This window comes from Clostridioides sp. ES-S-0006-03, assembly GCF_020662275.1.
Classification (GTDB): domain Bacteria; phylum Bacillota; class Clostridia; order Peptostreptococcales; family Peptostreptococcaceae; genus Clostridioides.
In genome coordinates this window covers 360,804-379,972 of record NZ_JADGMM010000005.1, presented here as the reverse complement: position 1 = coordinate 379,972, position 19,169 = coordinate 360,804, and the positions used below count along the sequence as shown (strand labels likewise).

Here is a 19,169-nt window from a genome sequence, read left to right as displayed (position 1 = left end):
CTAATTCTTTTGCAAGATTTATTGATGTTTCGTATCTATCATTTCCAGATATCCTAATTACATTTAATCCCTTTGTCTTTAAATCAGATACTACTTTTTCACCTACAGACTTTAATCCACCTACTATGTACACATTTTTTACTTCTAATCTCTTTATTTCTTTTTCTGTTAATTTATTTAAACTATCATTTTTAGTAAGCAGTATTGGTGCATCTTTAGACTTGGCAAATGGTGTTGCTGATAAGGCATCAGATATACTAGAATCATTTATTAACACTATATTATCAGCTTTATTCCATCCTTTTTGACTTATTTTTACTGATGTTTCATTTCTGTCTGAACCAACTAGTTTTGAGTTTGAAGTTGCTGTGCTAGGTTTAGAAGACTCTTCATTTGTGGATGATGAACCTCCTCCACCCCCTGACGAATTTCCTCCTGATGTTGATTTTTTTTGATTTGACCAATCTAACTCTTCTAATTTTGTGTTTTTGCTTACATCTAAACTGGTTAATCTATTTTCTCTACAATACAACCTATCAAGTTCTGTGTTTTTCGTTACATCCAAGCTAGTTAATTCATTTTGTGAACAATTTAAACTTCTCATAAGGACATTATTACTTACATCTAAACTGGTTAATTTATTTTGCGAACAATTTAAAAGACTCATAAGGACATTACTACTTACATCTAAACTGGTTAATTCATTTTGTGAACAATCTAAATTTCTTATCTTACCGTTTTTGTTTACATCTAAATTTGTTAATTGGTTTTTTTGACAGTTTAATGTAACAAGTTCCACATTATCAGAAAGATTTAAATTTACTAATTCATTTTGTGCACAAATTAAGTATTTAATATTTTTATTTTTACTTGTATTTAAACTATCTAATTTATTTTTATAACAAGTTAAATTCTCCAAGTCAATATTTTTACTTATATCCAAAACATTTATCTCATTACCATAACAATATAATTCTATAAGTTCTATATTATTCCCTATATTCAAATTTGTTAATTTGTTTCCTGCACAATCTAGATATTTTAAATTCTTATTGCTGCTTATATATAAATCCTGTAGATTACTTTCACTACAAGTTAAATCTTCTAAATTAATACAATTTTCGATATTTAGATTACTTAATTTTTCTTGATTACAATATATTTTTACAAGTTTTTCATGGTTTTTCAAATTTAAACTCTGCAATTTATTATTTTGACAACTTAACTTAAGAAGTTCTTTATTATTATCTAAATTTATATTTGTTAATTGATTAAATGAAAAGTTTAAATCTTGTAATTCTAAATTTGTAGATACATCTAAAGTATTTAAATTATTATACTCACACTTTAAAATTTTTAATTTCTGATTCTTAGACAAATTCAAACTACTCAATTCATTTTCAAAGCATAAAAGAGTTGTCAGATTAGTTGCTTTAGTTATATCTAAGTTTTTCAAATTATTTTTTCTACAGTTCAATTTTTCTAATTTAGAATTTTCTATAACTAAGTTTGTTAGATTATTTTCCCCACAATGTACTGTTATTAACTCTTTATTATTTCTTAAGTCTAGACTTGTTAACTGATTTTCATTACAATACAATTCTTTTAAATTTATATTGTTACTTAAATCTAGATTAGTTAACTGATTTCCTCTACAACTAAAATTTTCTAACCCAATAAAATAATTAATTCCTGATAAATTTTCTATTGATTTGCTTCCTAATATTAAATCTTTTGTAGATTCTATAATCGCTTTTTTCGAAGTTCCAATAGGATTCCCATCATCCAAAATACCTAATTTATCACAAATTACTTTTCTAAAATTTTCATCAGGAAAGGCTTCTTCCATTGTCATATTTTCTAAGTTATTAATTTGCCTTGCTTCATATCTAACTTCCATATTCTTCTCAATATCTTGTGCATTTATATCATGTACTAAAGGTGATACAACTACCAATGAAAGTGATAAAATAACTGCTTTTTTACTTAAAGTTTTCATCCCCACACCTCAATTAAAGTAATATTTATTCAATTGAATTGTAGCACATATTATAAAATTTCGAAATAAACTTTGAAATTAATATCCTAATCTTCAAATAATTTTTATTGTTTATAGACAAAGAAGGTAACAACTATTTTAATTGCTACCTTCTAATCATCAATTCTTAAGTTTTGATATACTAAAATTTTCAACTTGAGACTTGAATAACTGCTCAATCTCGTTAACTATACTTTGTATCTTATTTTCATACTCTAAATCATAATATATATTTATCTCACCTATACTATTTATACTTATAGAATATTCTTTTCTTTCTATTATACATATGCTTCCACAATCTGATAAATCATTCTTGTATATTGATTTTAATTGTCTTTTTATCTTGAGAAAGTCTATCGCTGGATAAATATTATTTGGATAAAAACTCTTATCATTTATTAACATCTTATCCACCCCTTATCATTCTATTTATTAAATTTATACCTTAATCAAAATCATATTAAACATATTTTCCATATTTTTCATAATTATTTATAATAAAATATTAAATCTATAATTTGGCTTTTACAAACTCTCTAGCCTTATCCATTGTAGACCACACATCATTGTCATATATCTGAGTGAATTTTTTTCCTATAATCTTACTCATTTCTTTTATTTTATTGCAAGTTACTCCACCAATTACATACAGATTTTGTGTTTAATGTGGCTTATAGGCTTCTATATCTGTAACTAGATAACTTTCTTTTACTCTCTTGTAATATAGTCCTAAAATGTCTGCTGATACTTTATCATCACCACTATAAACAATTGTTTATACATTTCCTTCACATCATTATTTACAATACTCTTATTTAATATACCTTCTACAATTAACTTGGCCATACTTTCATATCCAAGTTTTTTAGTTCTCTAATAATCTTCTTTATTGTCACAGAAAAAACTTTCAATTAACATTGCTGTAGGCTTTGAATCATTTAAAATATATCCACTAATATTGGTGCAACTCCAAGCAAAATAAATAATTTAAATTCTAAGTTTTATACAAAACAAGAAGCACAATTGTTATTAGAAAAATAGAAAAATATCCTTATAGGTATACCAATTTTTCTGATGCTAACTCTTGGATTGCATTTTGGTAAAGCTGTATCACTTAGATGGTCAGTTAAAATACTTTTTTTCTATTTGTCAGTTAAATGTCAGTAATGTAGATAATACAATTTACTTATAAAACATTTAAAATCACTATTGTTTAATAAAATTTATAATTATTTGCTATTTGCTGTTGACATTGGTACTATACTATAGTTTATCATCTATATTAGTAATAAATAAAATTATTAATTAATAGTTTCATAATTTTTATAATAGCTTTACAAGGAGTGATAATAAATGGATACAAAAATATCTATAGACGAAAACATAAGTTTGGGCAAAAGGTTTTTTAAATACTTAGCTCCATCTGTAGTTGCAATGTGGGTTTTCTCATTATATACAATGGTTGATGGAATATTTGTAAGTAAAGGAGTTGGAGAATTAGCCTTAGCTGCTGTTAATATATCTATGCCTTTTATTAATTTTATATTTGCGGTTTCTTTGTTATTTTCAACTGGTGCATCTACTATAATCGCAATTTATCTAGGAAAAAAAGATATCAAATCTGCAAATGAAGTTTTTTCATTTAATTTAGTATCAATAATTATACTATCATTAATTATATTGGCAGTAACCTTTTTTAACTTAGATAGATTGGCACTATTTTTAGGTGCCACAGAATCTACAATTGGTATGGTTAAAGACTACCTAGGAATAATAATATTTTTTAATGGTTTCTTTATAGTCTCCTATTCTTTAGAAGTTATAATAAAAACTGATGGATTCCCAATATTGGCTACTGTTGGTGTTATAATATCAGCCCTTACAAACATCATACTAGATTATTTATTTGTAATAGAGTTTGGATGGGGTGTAAAGGGTGCTGGTATTGCGACTGGTTTATCTCAAGTTTTTTCTACTGTTTTTTTCTTAATACACTTTTTTAGAAAAAACTCAACTTTGAATTTTTCTAAATTTAAGGTTAATTTTAAGACACTTAGAAAAATTCTCTTTATAGGTTTCCCTGATTCAACTACTGAATTAAGCTGCGGTATAGTTGTTTTACTTTTTAACTTGAGTCTTACTAAATATATAGGAGAAAATGCGCTTATTTATTATAGTGTTATAAACTATATAAACACATTGGTTCTTATGACTATGATGGGTATCACTCAGGGTATGCAACCACTTACTAGTTTTTATTATGGTGCAGGAAACATAGATAATGTAAAGAAATTATTGAAGATGGGTGTAAAAGCTACAATAATAGCTTCAATAGCTGTATTTGCAATCTGTATGACTTTTTCAGAACCAATAGTTTCTCTGTTTATTCACCCAGAAGAAACTATATTATTCAATGAAGGGGTTCGTGTATTTAAAATATTCTCTATATCATTCTTGTTAGTTGGATTTAATGTAATAATTTCAGGATTCTTTGTTTCAGTAGAAAAACCATCAATTTCTACAGTTATATCTCTTGGTAGAGGTCTTATAATCGTCTCTCTAAGTTTAATTGTAATGATACTAATGTTTGGTGGTCAAGGAATATGGATGACTACTATTGTTTCTGAATTTATATGCCTTATTGCATCAATAATTTTCTTAAAGAAGAATTTTTCTACATTAGATTCTAGTCTAAAAAAAATAGCTTAAACAAAAGTAGCAATAATAATATATAAAATACAGAATACCTATTATACAATCTTGCAAACATCAATACTTTGCATACATTAAGATTGTATAATAGGTATTTTATTTATGTACTTATTTTATTTCTAAATAACCATAACCATCTTTTATTACATTTCCTTTTACTTCATATTCTACAGGAGTTCTAAATACTGGCCCATCTACTACAAATGTATGATATTCTCCATGCTCTCCACATGGGTCTGAGCCTGTTTCTTTTATCTTTTTCACAAGTTCTCTGGTTAATTTTTTTCCTAGAAATTCCTCTCCTAAATGCTTTAAGTTTACTTTTGTTATGACACTACAAAATCCACTATCTATAAATTCATATACCAATTCCTCTCTACTTTCTTGCCACAATGGTAGTTCTACCTTCATACCAACTGCATCACATCTGTCAGAGTCCCACTTTTTGTGACTTTCTATATCTATATCTCCATATGCACATATTGTTGCTCCCATGTTTTTAGCTTTTATTAAAGCTCTCTCAAAACTCTCTTCATATCCTTCTACTCCACATTCAGCAACTAACAGAGGTAGCCCAATACTATCACTTACTTGTTTAAGCATCTTATGCTCTAAGTTATGAGTCCATGATTTTCCATGTTCTTCACTTATAGTTGTCAAGAGTGCCACAGGCTTATATCCTTTTTCCAACATTCTATTTAATGCTAATATACTATCTTTACCACCACTAAATGACATTACAAATTTTTCATCAGCCATTCCTAACACCTCTTTCTTTTAACTTTACTTACTATCCTAATTATACCAAATTTTTAAGTTATATAGCAAATTATATAGTATTTTAAATCATTAGTTTACTATAAAGAATGTACCTAAAATTAAAAGTATAACCCCTATGTATTTGTATAAATGCATTGTTTCTTGTCCCAAAATCACACTATCAATAAAAAAACCGATTAGAACTTGAGATACAAGTGTTAATATAAGTGTATTTGATACCCCTAAGTTTGGAATTGCTTTTACTGTAAAATATATTATTAGCCCTCCAAATACTCCTCCTAGCAATAACTTATAATTAAAACCATTTAAAGATACTAAACATTTTAAATCTCCAGCAACTATTATACTTGCAAGAAAAAATATTGCTCCTACAGTCAAACTTATAAAGGTGGCAACCAATGCTGTTGTACTCTTACCTAATTCTCCATTTATAAAAGCTTCAAGAGCAGTAGACCCACCCGCCAATAATGCAAATATTATTGCCCATAATTTTGTCATGGACAAACCTCCTCCTATATAATTCTATTAATAAGAGTTTATGATACAACCTATTAATTAATTACTAACTAGAGTTTTATTTTTATACTATGTGGCTTTATTTGAGTATAAATTTCTGTTATAATTGTTCTATTGATTTTGGAGGTGATTTTATGTATACAAATTTTAATATCAATTTTGATAACTTTAATAAAAAGGAAAATGCTACTAAATTTATGATAATGGGAGTGTTACTTGTTATATTGGGATTCTTGTGCCTTACGTTTAAGACTCTAGGTATAAAATTAATTTCTTGGACTTTTGGAGTTGCACTTTTATTCTTTGCATATTTAAATCTTAAAAACATTAATGAGTTAAAAAGATATGCTACTAAAGAAGAAATTAAACCATCTACCAATGTTCAATGGATTCTAATAATTACATGTATATTACTTTTTATATTTCCTCAAAAAATACAGAGTATTTTCTCATTACTTTTGGGCTTTTATTTAATTTTTAATCAACTCGTAGTGTTTGTAAATAGTAAAAATAATCCATATTCTAAGTTTACAACTTGGAATATAGTTAAAACTTTATTTGGTATATGCCTTATATTGTCACCACTATTTTTATCTAGATTTATAGTCTCAATAATGTCATTTTTTATAATATTATTTGGACTTGCTCTATTTTTTTCTGGAAACAAATCTAGAAAGTATTAATTATTTTGTTGCTTTATTCTTCATTACTTAAAATAGAATTTGTTTAAGTCACCTATTTGTGGTAATATGTTTTTTGTACAAATTTAATGTACAATTTTATTAGAAATAGGTGATTACTTTGGATAAATTTAAATATGCTTTTGATAATAAAAGATATCATACTTGGAATTACTACCTTAGAAATACATTTGGAGAAAAAGTCTTTAAAGTATCAATAAATGCAGGATTTACTTGCCCAAATATTGACGGAAGTATTGGCTATGGTGGTTGTACTTATTGCAGTAAAGAAGGTTCAGGCGACTTTGCTGGAAATCCTAAGGATAATCTTATTAATCAATTTTATAATATAAGAGAAATGATGTTAAAAAAATGGCCTCATGCTAAATATATTGGCTACTTTCAAGCTTATACAAATACTTATGCACCTCTTGAGGTTTTAAAAGATAAATATGAAACTATACTATCTCTTGATGATGTTATAGGCCTTTCAATCTCAACAAGACCTGACTGTTTACCAGATGATGTAGTTGATTATCTATCTGAACTTAATAAAAGAACTAATCTATGGGTTGAACTTGGACTTCAGACAATTCATGATTCTACATCTAAAATTATAAATAGAGGACATGATTATAAAGCATTTGTTGAAGGTGTTGAAAAATTAAAGGCTAAAAATATAAAAGTAGTTGTACACATTATAAATGGTCTACCTGGTGAAGATTATAATATGATGATGGAAACTGCTAAGGCAGTCGGCAAAATGAATGTGGATGGTATAAAAATACATCTATTACATGTTATAAAAGATACTCCTATGGAGAAAATGCTTCAAAATGGGATGTTAACTCTTATGAACCAAGATGAATACATTAATCTTGTTTGTGACCAACTAGAAATATTACCTGAAACTATGATAATTCATAGACTTACTGGCGATGGTAAAAGAGATGAACTGGTTGGACCTTTATGGAGTTTAAAAAAATGGGAGATTTTAAATCAAATTGATGATACATTAAAATCTCGCAACTCCTATCAAGGTTGTAAATTTATTCAAGATTAAATAAATGATTAAAGATAACATAATAGCTATAGATAGCTTTATATAAACATAAATCTATCTATAGTTATTTTATTGTTTACAAAGCAAATTTCATATTAAAAATTACAATGAAAAATACCCCTATATAAATATATAAGGACAAAATACATATTCTTAAATACTTTCTGTTTTCTCAGTTTGTTTTAATTTATTAGACTTATAGAACATTTTTATTCCATCATAAGAAAGATTAAGTGCTATTACAGCTGATATCAACATTAACATCACTCCAAACAGCTTTCCTATAGAAAAACTTTCTCCTAGCATAGTGCATCCAATTATAACAGAGCCAACTAATTCTACTGATGCTACAACACCTGCAACAGATAACTCTACACCTTTAGATATACCTGCTGCATAAAAAATATATGCAAGTGCCGCTGGAACAACCCCCAACATCAACATACAAGATAAAATATTTAAATCTTTAGCATAGGTTAATATTTCCCATGGTCTAGCAGAAGGAATCATAAATATCGCTCCAAATAAAAAGCTGTAAACTAATATTGTTGAACTTGAAAATTCTTTTAAGGCATTCTTACTAATAGTTGGCATAAGTGCATACGCTATTGCAGATAATATTCCAAGCAATAATCCCATAGTACTTAAGTTTTGAAAATTTAAACTTCCACCAGTTACTGCCATAATAGCTCCAATAAAGCAAAAAATCAGCGAAAATATTTTACTTCTAGTAATACTCTCTTTATAAAAAAATTTTGAAAATACAGCCAAAAACAATGGCGATGTATACAGTAAAACTGCTGCTACAGATACACCTACAGTATCAATAGCTTTAAAGTAACATAAATTAAACATAGCTTGACATATAATTCCTATTATTACTGAATAAATAATTCCTCTTTTGTTTATTTTCAAAATATGTGGTGTTCTTATAGCTGAATAAACACCTAAAACTATAAATCCAAAAAATAATCTTGTAAATGCTACTTGTTCTGATGTCAATCCACTTCCCATCAGAAACTTTCCAAACAACCCAAGTGTAGCCCATAAGATTCCTGCTGTTGCTATAAATACATACCCTTTACTTTTTTCTCCCATCTTAAATACCCCTCTACTATTATTTAGTCAATACACATCATTTTTATCAAGCAAAAACCATGCCACTTTTATTTTATTTATATCGACACTAAAAACTTAGAATTTGCAACAATATTACTAGTTTTTCAACTTTTCTATAGTTATTTCAAGTATATTTTAAGTTGATTTAGACTCGCTTTAATTGTAAAATAAGTTATATATAACTTATTCAAAGTTAAAATAGACTGAAGTTTATGTATTATATAAAGATTATACTTTTAATTATATTTAATAAATTAAATATATTTTAATATATCATTAAAAATTTAGGGGGACAATAGGGAAAATGGATTTAGATTTAGAGTTTTATAAAAAAATATTAGAGGCTTCTCATGACGAAATATGTGCATCTGATGATAAAGGTATAATAATATATTGTAATAAGGCATTTGAAGAAAATTATGGTCTAAAAAAAGAAGATATTTTAGGAAAAAATGTTTCTTTCTTAGAGGAATCTGGATATTCAACAAAAAGCCCCATACCAGTAGTATTGAGAACAAAGTCTAAATTTTCACTTGAACAAGATACTCAAACAGGAAAAAAACTTATTATAACTGCAAGTCCTGTATTTGATGAGAATGGTGAACTAGAATTCACTGTTGAAAATTGTAGAGATATAACCGAACTTAATAATATAAAAAATAAACTTGAAGATACAAAGAAACAAGTAAAAAAATACAAATCTGAAGTGGAAACACTATATAGAACTGCTCTTCGGATTGAAGATACAGTAATTATGGATGGCATAGTTATGAGACCTATTATGAATACAGTCAACCATGTTTCTAAAACTGATGTAAGTGTACTATTATTAGGAGAATCTGGAACAGGAAAGAGTTCACTTGCTAGATATATACATCACAATAGCAACAGGTCAAGTGGTCCATTTATAACTATAAACTGTGCAACCATATCTCCACAACTACTTGAATCTGAACTTTTTGGATATACTTCAGGTGCTTTTACAGGTGCAAGTACCAAAGGTAAAGTTGGTCTTGTAGAATTGGCTAACGGAGGAACTCTTTTTTTAGATGAAATAGGTGATATACCACAAAATCTACAAGCAAAATTTTTACAATTGATACAAGATAGGACTTTTACTCCAGTCGGAAGTTTAAAAAATAAAAAAGTTGACATAAGAATTATATCCGCTACAAATGCTGACTTAATTTCTAAAGTAAAAGAAAAAAAATTTAGAGAAGATTTATATTATAGATTAAATGTTATAGAAATAAAACTCCCTCCACTTAGAGAAAGAAAGGATAATTTAGTAGAGATTATAAAATATTATTTTAATAGATATTCAAGTGACTTTAATCTAAACAAGACAATTTCAAAAGAAGCTATAAGTATTATTGCAAACTACAGATTTCCAGGTAATATAAGAGAGTTACAGAATATAATTCAAAAAATCTTACTTACTTGTAGAGATAATCATATAACAACAGACGATTTACCAAGTATACTCACTAAAAATGTAAATATTGTAAATTATGGAAATAACCCTCCAACATACACAACCAATGTAGATAATTCTCTACATATTGATTATAAAAACAAAAACTTTGACACCTTGATTATGGAGTATGAAAAAAATGTAATTTTGGATGCTTATGAGAAATTTGGTAGTTCTTATAAAGTAGCTAGACAACTTGAAATTTCTCAATCCAAGGCTAATAGGCTAATTAGAAAGTATACTAATACTTAATTTTAAATTTGATAAATAAAAACTTAACATTATTTACATGTTGTAAATTTCGCCAATTACTGGTATTATGAATATGGTTGAAATTATTTAAATAAATGTGATTGACTTAATTTCATATATTTACCATTAAACTTTTATCATAAATATCATATCATAATAATATATTTAATAAGTCTAATAAACTATACGAGGTGTAAATATGTTAATGAATACCCATTTTATTATGGCAAAATCGATACTTAATAATATAGATGAAAATAAAACATTCTTTATAAGCGAAAAAAATTTTATATATGGTAATATAAAGCCAGATGCTTTTTCTAAATATAAATTAAAAAAACATTATATGGATGAATCATTTAATATGATTGCTTCTAAAATAAAATATCTGTGCAGTCTTACTATAGACAGTGTTTCTAAATATTTTTCAGTAAGTAGACTTAGTCAAGAGCTTGGTGTTATCTGCCACTTTTTATGCGATTTTTTCTGCTTAGCTCATAGTGAACGCTGGGAATTTAAGCATAGTTTGAATAAACATGTTACTTATGAAAGAGAACTTGGAGCATTTGCAAAGGATGTTGATTTATCTAAAATTAAAGGTAATACTATAAATAGTGGATTTGAAAAATTTTTTGTTAAACTTTACAATGAATACAAAAAGAAAAGCGACTATATGAATGATTTAAAATTTTCAGCGTATACTTGCAATAGTGTTATAAATTATATATTAGATTCTATTTTATCTAATACAATAAAATCATACCATATAGCAAATTGTGGTTAACTTAAGAATTTTAAACTGACAATTAATATAATCAAAATGACTGCTCTACAGAATATAAAATCTAGTTTTATAATTCTACTGAACAGTCATTTTTTTATACTGAATAGGTAATACCTTATAAAATTGATTAATTAGTAAATCAACAAACAAAAATAATTTACTAATTTTTTATTACTTCTCATCAATCTTATATCTAACTGTTTATTTTTATGATAGCATCTATAGCACTTTTTACACTATCTACTACATAATTTGCACTTTGTTTTACTTCTTCTCTTGCCTTTGACATTACAAAACTATATTTAAATCCCTCTAACATACAAATATCATTTGGAGAATCTCCAATAGTAGCAACTTCATCTGGACTTACATTTAGAGTTTTTATTACATGTTCTATGCTACCTCTTTTCGATACACTTTTAGGAACTATGTTTAAAGTATAAGTACTAGAAAAATATATTTCCAACACTTCACTAAACTCACTTTTTAAATATAATTCTATTCTAGACAACTCTTCTAAATTTTCAGAGCATATACCAATATTGCCTATAAGATTATCAAAACTATCTCTTTTCTCAAAATCGGGGTCCACTATAAAATCGCTAGAATAATGTCTAAAAGCTGTTGTGTCACTATCTACAATTACATCTCCTTTATATTTAAAATACAATTGTGCATCAGTTGATTCAAATCTATCAATAACTTTTTTTACTAATTTATCATCTATAGTTTGCTTAAAAATCACATTATAATCTTTATCATGTATAAATGCACCATTTTCACATATATAATAGCCATTCATATCTAAGCTCCCTTCGATAATATCACGAGCCTGTTTGAAAACTCTACCTGTAGCAACATTAAACTGTACTCCTCTTTTTTCTATTTCCTCAATTGCTACTATATCTTCTTTTGTTATAGCTCCATTTTCATATAAAGTTCCATCTAAATCACAAAATATATGTTTTATCATAAATTAAAAGCCTCCAAAAATGATTTTATATTATACCAATACTTTAAATATAATCAATATCACAATAGTTTAAAGTTTTTCTAATTGTATTCTCAACTCATTAAGTAAATCTCTAGTAGCTCTCAATCTTATTTTTCTTCTATCTCCATTAAATATATTTTTTTTCATTATTATTTTTCCATTTATATATATTGCAGTATAAACCAACCCTACAGGCTTTTCCTCAGTTCCTCCACCAGGTCCAGCTACTCCAGTTGTAGATATACCTATATTAGCTCCAAGCCCTTTAGCAACGCCCTCAGCCATTTCTATTGCTGTTTGTTCACTTACTGCTCCAAAGTCTTCTAAAGTTTCTTTTTTTACTCCCAATCTTTTCATTTTGGCTTCATTAGAATATGTTACACATCCTTCAAGAAATACAGAAGATATTCCTGGGTAGTTTATAAGAGATGAAGATACCAAACCTCCAGTACAAGATTCAGCCACTGCTATTGTTAAGTTTTTTTCTACAAGAAGCTTAGAAACAGCATCTTCTAATGCAGACTCTCCTTCAGATACTGAAATATCTCCTTCAGTATATACATATTTACCTACTCTGTCCTTTATCTTTTCTTCTACTGGTCTTATAAATTCAAAAGCTTGTTCTTCATTTTCAGCTTTTGCAGTTATTCTTATTGTAACTTCTAATTCCTTTGCATACAAAGCAACTGTTGGATTAGTTTGTTCATCAATTATATCTAAAATTTCCAATTCTAGGTTTGACTCCCCTATTCCATACAATCTTAAAGTTTTTGATACTAGCATTTCCTTTGTAAATTGTTGTAGGTAAGGTTTGACACTTTCATTAAACATTGCCTTCATTTCTCTTGGAGGTCCAGGTAGTACTATTATACTTTTATCATCTTTCTTTAAAATAGCTCCTGGTGCTGTTCCATTATTATTTTTTAATACTATAGCATCCTTTGGAAAATATACTTGTTTCATATTATTTTCGGCCATTTTTTTTCCTGTTTTAACAAAGAATGATTCTAAGACTTCTAATGATGGTTTATGTAATTCTAATTCCTGTCCAAAATACTCTGCTGCAGTTTCTTTTGTCATATCATCACCAGTTGGTCCAAGACCTCCTGTAGTAATTACTAAATCACTTCTTTTTAAGCTTTCATCAAAACATTCTAAGAGTCTTTGCTTATTATCTCCAACTGTACTTTGATGGTATACTTCTATTCCCAATGCTGCAAGTTCTTTAGCTAAAAATTGAGAGTTTGTATTTACTATATCTCCCAACAGTATCTCTGTTCCTACACTTATTATTTCTGCTTTCAAATTTTATCACTCCTTGATTTATAGCCACTAAGACTAGTCTTAAGTTCATACCACTAATTTTAGCAAAAATAATGATATAAATAAAGTTAAAAAATCATTCAAATCTATCTGTAAGTTAGATTATCACTCTAAAACCACACATAATATAAACTTCACATGTAGTGGTACTTTCATCATCAACCATTAATTCATATAATTAAGTAAGTAAATTAAAAAATTTAATTTAAAAATAATAAAATTTAAAATAGGAGTGTATAATATGAAAATAGCAGTTATAATGGGTGGAATATCATCAGAGAGAGAAGTTTCTTTAAATTCAGGAAAAGAAATATATAATAATCTTGATAAAAGTAAATACGATGTTGTAAAGGTGATAATAGATGATAAAAAAGATATATTTACAAAAATACCAGAAGATACAGATTTTGCAGTACTAGCACTACATGGGAAATTTGGTGAAGATGGATGCATTCAGTCAGTACTTGAGACTATGGATATACCATATTCTGGATGTGGACCTCTTTGTAGTGGAATGTGTATGGACAAAAACATCACTAAAAAAATGCTTAGAGATTCAGACCTTCCTACTGCTCCATGGGCTTTAGTAAAATCAATTGATGAAATAAATTATGATGAGATAGACAAAATAGGCTATCCAGTATTTATAAAACCAAATTCAGGAGGTTCAAGTGTTGCTACATTCTTCATCCATTCCAAAGATGAAGTTGAAGAAGCAGTTCATAAAGGTTTAGAAGTTGATGAGTTTGTAATGATTGAAAAATATATACCAGGTGGAGAATATACTTCATTCATATTAAATGGCGAAGTATTTCCTACTATATCTATAAAATCAGACTCAGGATTCTTTGATTATGAAGCTAAATACTCACTTGAAAAAGGAGCAAAAGAAGAAGTTATTTATTTAGATGATGAACTTCAAAAAAGAGTAAATGAGATTTCTGAGACTTGTTGGAAAATTTTTAATTGCAAAGCATATGTAAGAGTTGATATGATTATAAGTGAAGGTATTCCTTATGTTCTTGAGCTAAATACTCTTCCTGGCATGACTAAAACTAGTTTAATACCTAGAAGTGCCGCTGCTAAAGGTCTTGAGTATAGCCAATTATTAGATAAACTTATAGAATACTCTTTAAATTAGATAATACAATTTGAGGTGGTAATTTGATATTTTCAAATCTAAGATTAAATGATAGTGAACCAATTTATATACAAATTAAAAATTATATAAGTGATATGATATCAAAAGGATTAATTCCAGACAATAGTAAGCTCCCTTCTACAAGGGAGCTTAGTCAGCTTTTACAAGTTAGTAGAAATTCCATAGTCTTAACTTATGAAGAACTAAAATCAGAGGGCTTAATCTACTCTGTTTCAGGAAAAGGTACATTTGTTAATTCAAAAAATAAATCTTCAAACACTACATGGTCTTTAAATTGGGATTGTTTAGAGAATACATACTCTAAAAAAGCTAATGAATTAGATATTATAAAAAGCGAAATACCTTGGAGCTCTAACCTAATATCATTTAAAAGTATATCTCCTGATGGAGATTTATTTGATATGGAGGAATTAAAAAAATCTTTTTTAAATAGAATCTCATTAGAAGGTCACAAACTACTTAACTATGGATATGCACAAGGTTATAAACCTCTTATTGACTATTTGCTTGAATATATGACAAATAAGGGCGTTGATATTAATAACAAAGATATATTAATTACAAATGGATTTACAGAAGGCTTTGATATTATTATGTCCTCTTTCACTCAAGAAGGAGACTATATAATTTGTGAAAATCCTACTCACAACACGGCTATAAAAATTATGAAGTCACACAATCTCAATATTTTAGGTGTGGATATATCTGAAAATGGTCTAGATTTCAATATGCTCGAAAATCGTTTAATTGAGTACAAAAATAAAATAAAATTTGCATATATTACACCTTCTTATCACAACCCAACAGGGATTGTAATGACCCCTGAAAATAGATATAGATTCTATAATCTTATGAAAAAATACAATATAGCAATTATAGAAGATGGATTTAATGAAGAATTACTCTACAATAGTTCTCATATATTTCCCATCTGCTCTCTTGATAATATGAATAATGGTGTTGTATATATTGGTAGCTTTTCAAAAATTTTATTTCCTGGAATAAGAATTGGATGGATTTTTGCAGATAAAAAAGTTATAGATAAGTTAGAAAGTGTAAAAAGGTGCAGAAATATACATGTATCTTTTTTAGACCAAGGTATTTTATTTGATTATTTAAGTAATGGAGGATTTGAAAAATACGTAAAAAAAATACGTAAATTCTATGGGGATAAATTTAACTTTGCCTATGAATGTGTAAAAAAATATATGCAAACGGAATATATCTTAGGTGATGGTGGTTTGCATATATTTATCAAGCTTAAGAATATAGATACTAGAAAGCTATTAGAAAAATGTTACAAAAAAAATGTTATCTTCATGCCTGGAGATTTATTTTTTACAAATGGCTTTGGTTCTGACACTTTAAGACTTGGATTTTCGAGACTCTCTTTTGAAGATATTGAAACTGGTATAAAAATAATAGGAGAAACTATAGATGAAATGTCCTAGGTTAACTAAATATTGTTAGCCTAGTTTATTTTTATGAGGTATAATATATATAGTTTATATGAATCTAACATGGGGGATAATATGAGTAAAAAGTCAAAACGAAAGAAGATTAATAAATTAAAGCTAACAATTGTAATAACTGTATTATTTCTTGCCTTACTATCTATATATGAGATATTTTTCTCTAAATCCAACAAAGAAGATAATATAAAAAGTCAAGAAACTATACAAGATAAAAACAATACAACAGAGGATTCTAAAAATAATCAAAACTCTACTAAAAAACAGGAAGATAACAACATTAAGCCCACTTTTTCATATTCTTCAATACCAGATAACATAAAAAACAAAATGATTGGTAAATCTATGCCTTCTGATGAACCTATAGGATTTGATAGTTTATCTTACTTGCAACTTACCTACTACGGATTTGATGAAAAAACTCATCAAGGTGAGATGATAGTAAATAGTGAACTAGCTTCAGAAGTTGTCGATATTTTTAAAGAGTTATATGAAAAAAAATATCCAATTGAAAAAATTAAATTAATAGATGATTATGATGCTGTAGATGAAAAATCTATGTCTGATAATAATACATCTGCATTTTGTTATAGAACTGTAGCTGGTACAAATACTGTCTCAAATCATGGTAAAGGACGTGCTATAGATATAAATCCATTACAAAACCCACATGTTTCTGGAGACAATGTTAGCCCTAAGGTAAGCACTGTTTATGCAGATAGGTCTGCTTTAAAATTTGGAATGATAAAAAAGGGTGATGATTGTTATAATGCTTTTGTAAGCAGAGGTTGGAGTTGGGGTGGATATTGGAAAAACCCAGACTACCAACATTTTGAAAAATAATAGATTAGAAATAAAGGTGAATTATATGAATTTAATGACATTGGAAAATATAAGTAAAAGCTATTCTGAAAAAAAATTACTTGAAAATATATCTCTTGGTATCAATGATGGAGAAAAAATAGGACTTATTGGTGTAAATGGTACTGGTAAATCTACTTTACTTAAAATTATTGCAGGAACTGAAGAAAGTGAAACTGGCAATATAACAAAGGCTAATGGTATTAGAGTAGAATATCTTCCTCAAAACCCAACTTATGATGAAAATTCAACTGTTCTAGAACAAGTATTTAATGGAACTTCAGAAGAATTAAAACTCCTTGGTAAATACCAAGAAACTTTAGAAAAACTTAATTCTAACTTTACAGATGAACTAAATAAAAAATTATTATCCATGCATGAGAAGATAGATGCTTTAAACCTTTGGGATTTAGAAAGCGAAGCCAAATCTGTACTTACAAAGCTTGGTATAAATGATTTCAATCAAAAAATAATAGAACTTTCTGGTGGTCAAAGAAAAAGAGTTTCTCTAGCCTCAGCTCTTATTACTCCTTGTGAGCTTTTAATACTAGATGAACCAACAAACCATCTAGATAATGATACCATCGATTGGCTTGAAGAATACCTAAATTCAAGAAAAGGTTCATTGCTTATGATAACTCATGATAGATATTTTTTAGACCGTGTTACAAATAGAATAATTGAATTAGACAAAGGTAGATTATTTAGCTATGATGGTAATTATTCAATATTTTTAGAAAAGAAAATGGAAAGACTTGCATTAGAATCAAGTATTGAGGATAAACGACAAAATTTAATTAGAACAGAACTTGCATGGGTTAGACGTGGAGCTCAAGCTCGTAGCACAAAACAAAAAGCTCGTCTACAAAGATTTGATGAACTTGTAAATAGAGACTCTTTCAAACCTGATGAAAATATTGATATATCGGTTGCCTCAAGTAGGCTTGGAAATAAAATAATAGAAATACACAATATATCTAAATCTTTTGAAGAAGTTACAGTTATAGATAATTTAGAATATACTTTAGCACGTACAGATAGAATTGGCATAATAGGTAAAAATGGTATGGGTAAATCAACTCTAATAAACATAATAAATGGGAAATTATCCCCTGATAGTGGATATATCTCAATTGGAGAAACTGTAAAAATAGGTTGCTTTTCTCAAGATGATTCTCATATGAACATTGGCATAAGGGCTATAGACTATGTAAAAGAAGCTAGTGATTATATAGAAACTTCTGATGGTACTAGGATTACAGCTTCTCAAATGTGTGAAAGATTCCTTTTTAATGGTACCATGCAGTATACTTTGATAGGCAAACTGTCTGGTGGTGAGAGAAGAAGACTACACCTTCTTAGAATTCTTATGACAGCTCCTAATGTACTTCTTTTGGATGAGCCTACAAACGACTTAGATATAGAAACACTAAAAATATTAGAAGAATATCTTGATGAATTTAAAGGTGTAGTAATTACAGTATCACATGATAGATATTTCCTAGATAGAATCTGTAATAAAATATTTGCATATGAAGGAAATGGAAAAATTCATATTTATACAGGTAATTATAGTGACTATCTTATTTATAGAGAGATTCAAGGAATTGAATTTGAAGAATCTAAAAAAGAATCACTTAAAAATGATGATTCAACTGCTCCAAAAAAAGAAAAACCTAAAAATGATAAAAAACTTAAATTCTCATACAATGAGCAAAGAGAGTTTGAAAATATTGATTCTGACATAGAAAAACTTGAATCTAAAATTGCAAAACTTGATGAAAGTACTTCAAAATTTGCAACTGATTTTACTAAACTTCAAGAAATTTTAGATGAAAAATCAAAATTGGAAAAAGAACTTGAGTACAAATATGAAAGATGGGAATATCTAAATAATTTAGCTGACGAAATAGCTAATAATAAATAATATTAAAAC

16 protein-coding genes are annotated in these 19,169 nt (G+C 27.5%); 9 read left to right on the top strand and 7 right to left on the bottom strand.

The genetic code is table 11. From position 1 onward, the window contains the following. Nucleotides 1-1,999: cell wall-binding repeat-containing protein (locus IR151_RS09745; RefSeq protein ID WP_227434325.1), on the bottom strand; the 1,999-nt coding region annotated here is incomplete at its 3' end. Between the two features lie 159 nt (nucleotides 2,000-2,158). Further along, entirely contained in the window at nucleotides 2,159-2,446 is a 288-nt protein-coding gene (locus IR151_RS09740) for a hypothetical protein (RefSeq protein ID WP_227434324.1), read from the bottom strand. 948 nt (nucleotides 2,447-3,394) lie between these two features. On the opposite strand from IR151_RS09740, the gene IR151_RS09735 reads away from it, so the two are divergent. Continuing rightward, nucleotides 3,395-4,750: an MATE family efflux transporter gene (locus IR151_RS09735; RefSeq protein ID WP_227434323.1), complete on the top strand. Its 1,356-nt coding sequence runs from the start codon at nucleotides 3,395-3,397 to the stop codon at nucleotides 4,748-4,750. A 111-nt stretch (nucleotides 4,751-4,861) separates the two neighbouring features. Here the strand turns inward: IR151_RS09735 and IR151_RS09730 are convergent, their stop codons facing one another. Further along, on the bottom strand, nucleotides 4,862-5,512 hold the full coding sequence (locus IR151_RS09730) for a diphthine--ammonia ligase (RefSeq protein WP_227434322.1): 651 nt from the start codon (nucleotides 5,510-5,512) through the stop codon (nucleotides 4,862-4,864). A gap of 90 nt (nucleotides 5,513-5,602) precedes the next feature. Next, entirely contained in the window at nucleotides 5,603-6,031 is a 429-nt protein-coding gene (locus IR151_RS09725) for a DMT family transporter (protein WP_227434321.1), read from the bottom strand. Between the two features lie 152 nt (nucleotides 6,032-6,183). Between IR151_RS09725 and IR151_RS09720 the strand changes: the two genes are divergently transcribed. Next, nucleotides 6,184-6,732: a DUF308 domain-containing protein gene (locus IR151_RS09720; protein WP_227434320.1), complete on the top strand. Its 549-nt coding sequence runs from the start codon at nucleotides 6,184-6,186 to the stop codon at nucleotides 6,730-6,732. 118 nt (nucleotides 6,733-6,850) lie between these two features. Next, nucleotides 6,851-7,792: a TIGR01212 family radical SAM protein gene (locus tag IR151_RS09715; protein ID WP_227434319.1), complete on the top strand. Its 942-nt coding sequence runs from the start codon at nucleotides 6,851-6,853 to the stop codon at nucleotides 7,790-7,792. 153 nt (nucleotides 7,793-7,945) lie between these two features. On the opposite strand, the gene IR151_RS09710 is transcribed toward IR151_RS09715, so the two are convergent. Next, the gene (locus tag IR151_RS09710) at nucleotides 7,946-8,890 is read right to left on the bottom strand and encodes a DMT family transporter (RefSeq protein ID WP_227434318.1); all 945 of its coding nucleotides are present in this window, start codon (nucleotides 8,888-8,890) and stop codon (nucleotides 7,946-7,948) included. A gap of 325 nt (nucleotides 8,891-9,215) precedes the next feature. On the opposite strand from IR151_RS09710, the gene IR151_RS09705 reads away from it, so the two are divergent. Together IR151_RS09705 and IR151_RS09700 are read left to right on the top strand one after the other, a co-directional pair. After that, entirely contained in the window at nucleotides 9,216-10,637 is a 1,422-nt protein-coding gene (locus IR151_RS09705) for a sigma-54 interaction domain-containing protein (RefSeq protein ID WP_227434317.1), read from the top strand. Nucleotides 10,638-10,836: 199 nt separating this feature from the next. After that, entirely contained in the window at nucleotides 10,837-11,421 is a 585-nt protein-coding gene (locus IR151_RS09700; RefSeq protein WP_227434316.1) for a zinc dependent phospholipase C family protein, read from the top strand. A 193-nt stretch (nucleotides 11,422-11,614) separates the two neighbouring features. On the opposite strand, the gene IR151_RS09695 is transcribed toward IR151_RS09700, so the two are convergent. Both IR151_RS09695 and IR151_RS09690 read right to left on the bottom strand, forming a co-directional pair. Then, entirely contained in the window at nucleotides 11,615-12,394 is a 780-nt protein-coding gene (locus tag IR151_RS09695) for an HAD family hydrolase (RefSeq protein ID WP_227434315.1), read from the bottom strand. A gap of 69 nt (nucleotides 12,395-12,463) precedes the next feature. Then, nucleotides 12,464-13,720, bottom strand: a complete 1,257-nt coding sequence (locus IR151_RS09690) for a competence/damage-inducible protein A (protein ID WP_227434314.1) — start codon at nucleotides 13,718-13,720, stop codon at nucleotides 12,464-12,466. A 259-nt stretch (nucleotides 13,721-13,979) separates the two neighbouring features. Here IR151_RS09690 and IR151_RS09685 point away from each other — a divergent pair, with 259 nt between their 5' ends. The 4 genes from IR151_RS09685 (at nucleotide 13,980) to IR151_RS09670 (ending at nucleotide 19,160) form a co-directional block, all read left to right on the top strand. Continuing rightward, the gene (locus tag IR151_RS09685; protein WP_227434313.1) at nucleotides 13,980-14,879 is read left to right on the top strand and encodes a D-alanine--D-alanine ligase; all 900 of its coding nucleotides are present in this window, start codon (nucleotides 13,980-13,982) and stop codon (nucleotides 14,877-14,879) included. A 23-nt stretch (nucleotides 14,880-14,902) separates the two neighbouring features. Beyond that, nucleotides 14,903-16,351 carry a PLP-dependent aminotransferase family protein gene (locus IR151_RS09680; RefSeq protein WP_227434312.1) on the top strand — a complete coding sequence of 483 codons (1,449 nt, stop codon included), beginning with the start codon at nucleotides 14,903-14,905 and terminating at the stop codon, nucleotides 16,349-16,351. Between the two features lie 81 nt (nucleotides 16,352-16,432). Then, nucleotides 16,433-17,215, top strand: coding sequence for a M15 family metallopeptidase (locus IR151_RS09675; RefSeq protein WP_227434311.1), 783 nt, complete (start codon nucleotides 16,433-16,435; stop codon nucleotides 17,213-17,215). Between the two features lie 25 nt (nucleotides 17,216-17,240). Beyond that, nucleotides 17,241-19,160, top strand: a complete 1,920-nt coding sequence (locus IR151_RS09670; RefSeq protein ID WP_227434310.1) for an ABC-F family ATP-binding cassette domain-containing protein — start codon at nucleotides 17,241-17,243, stop codon at nucleotides 19,158-19,160. Nucleotides 19,161-19,169 lie beyond the last annotated feature (9 nt).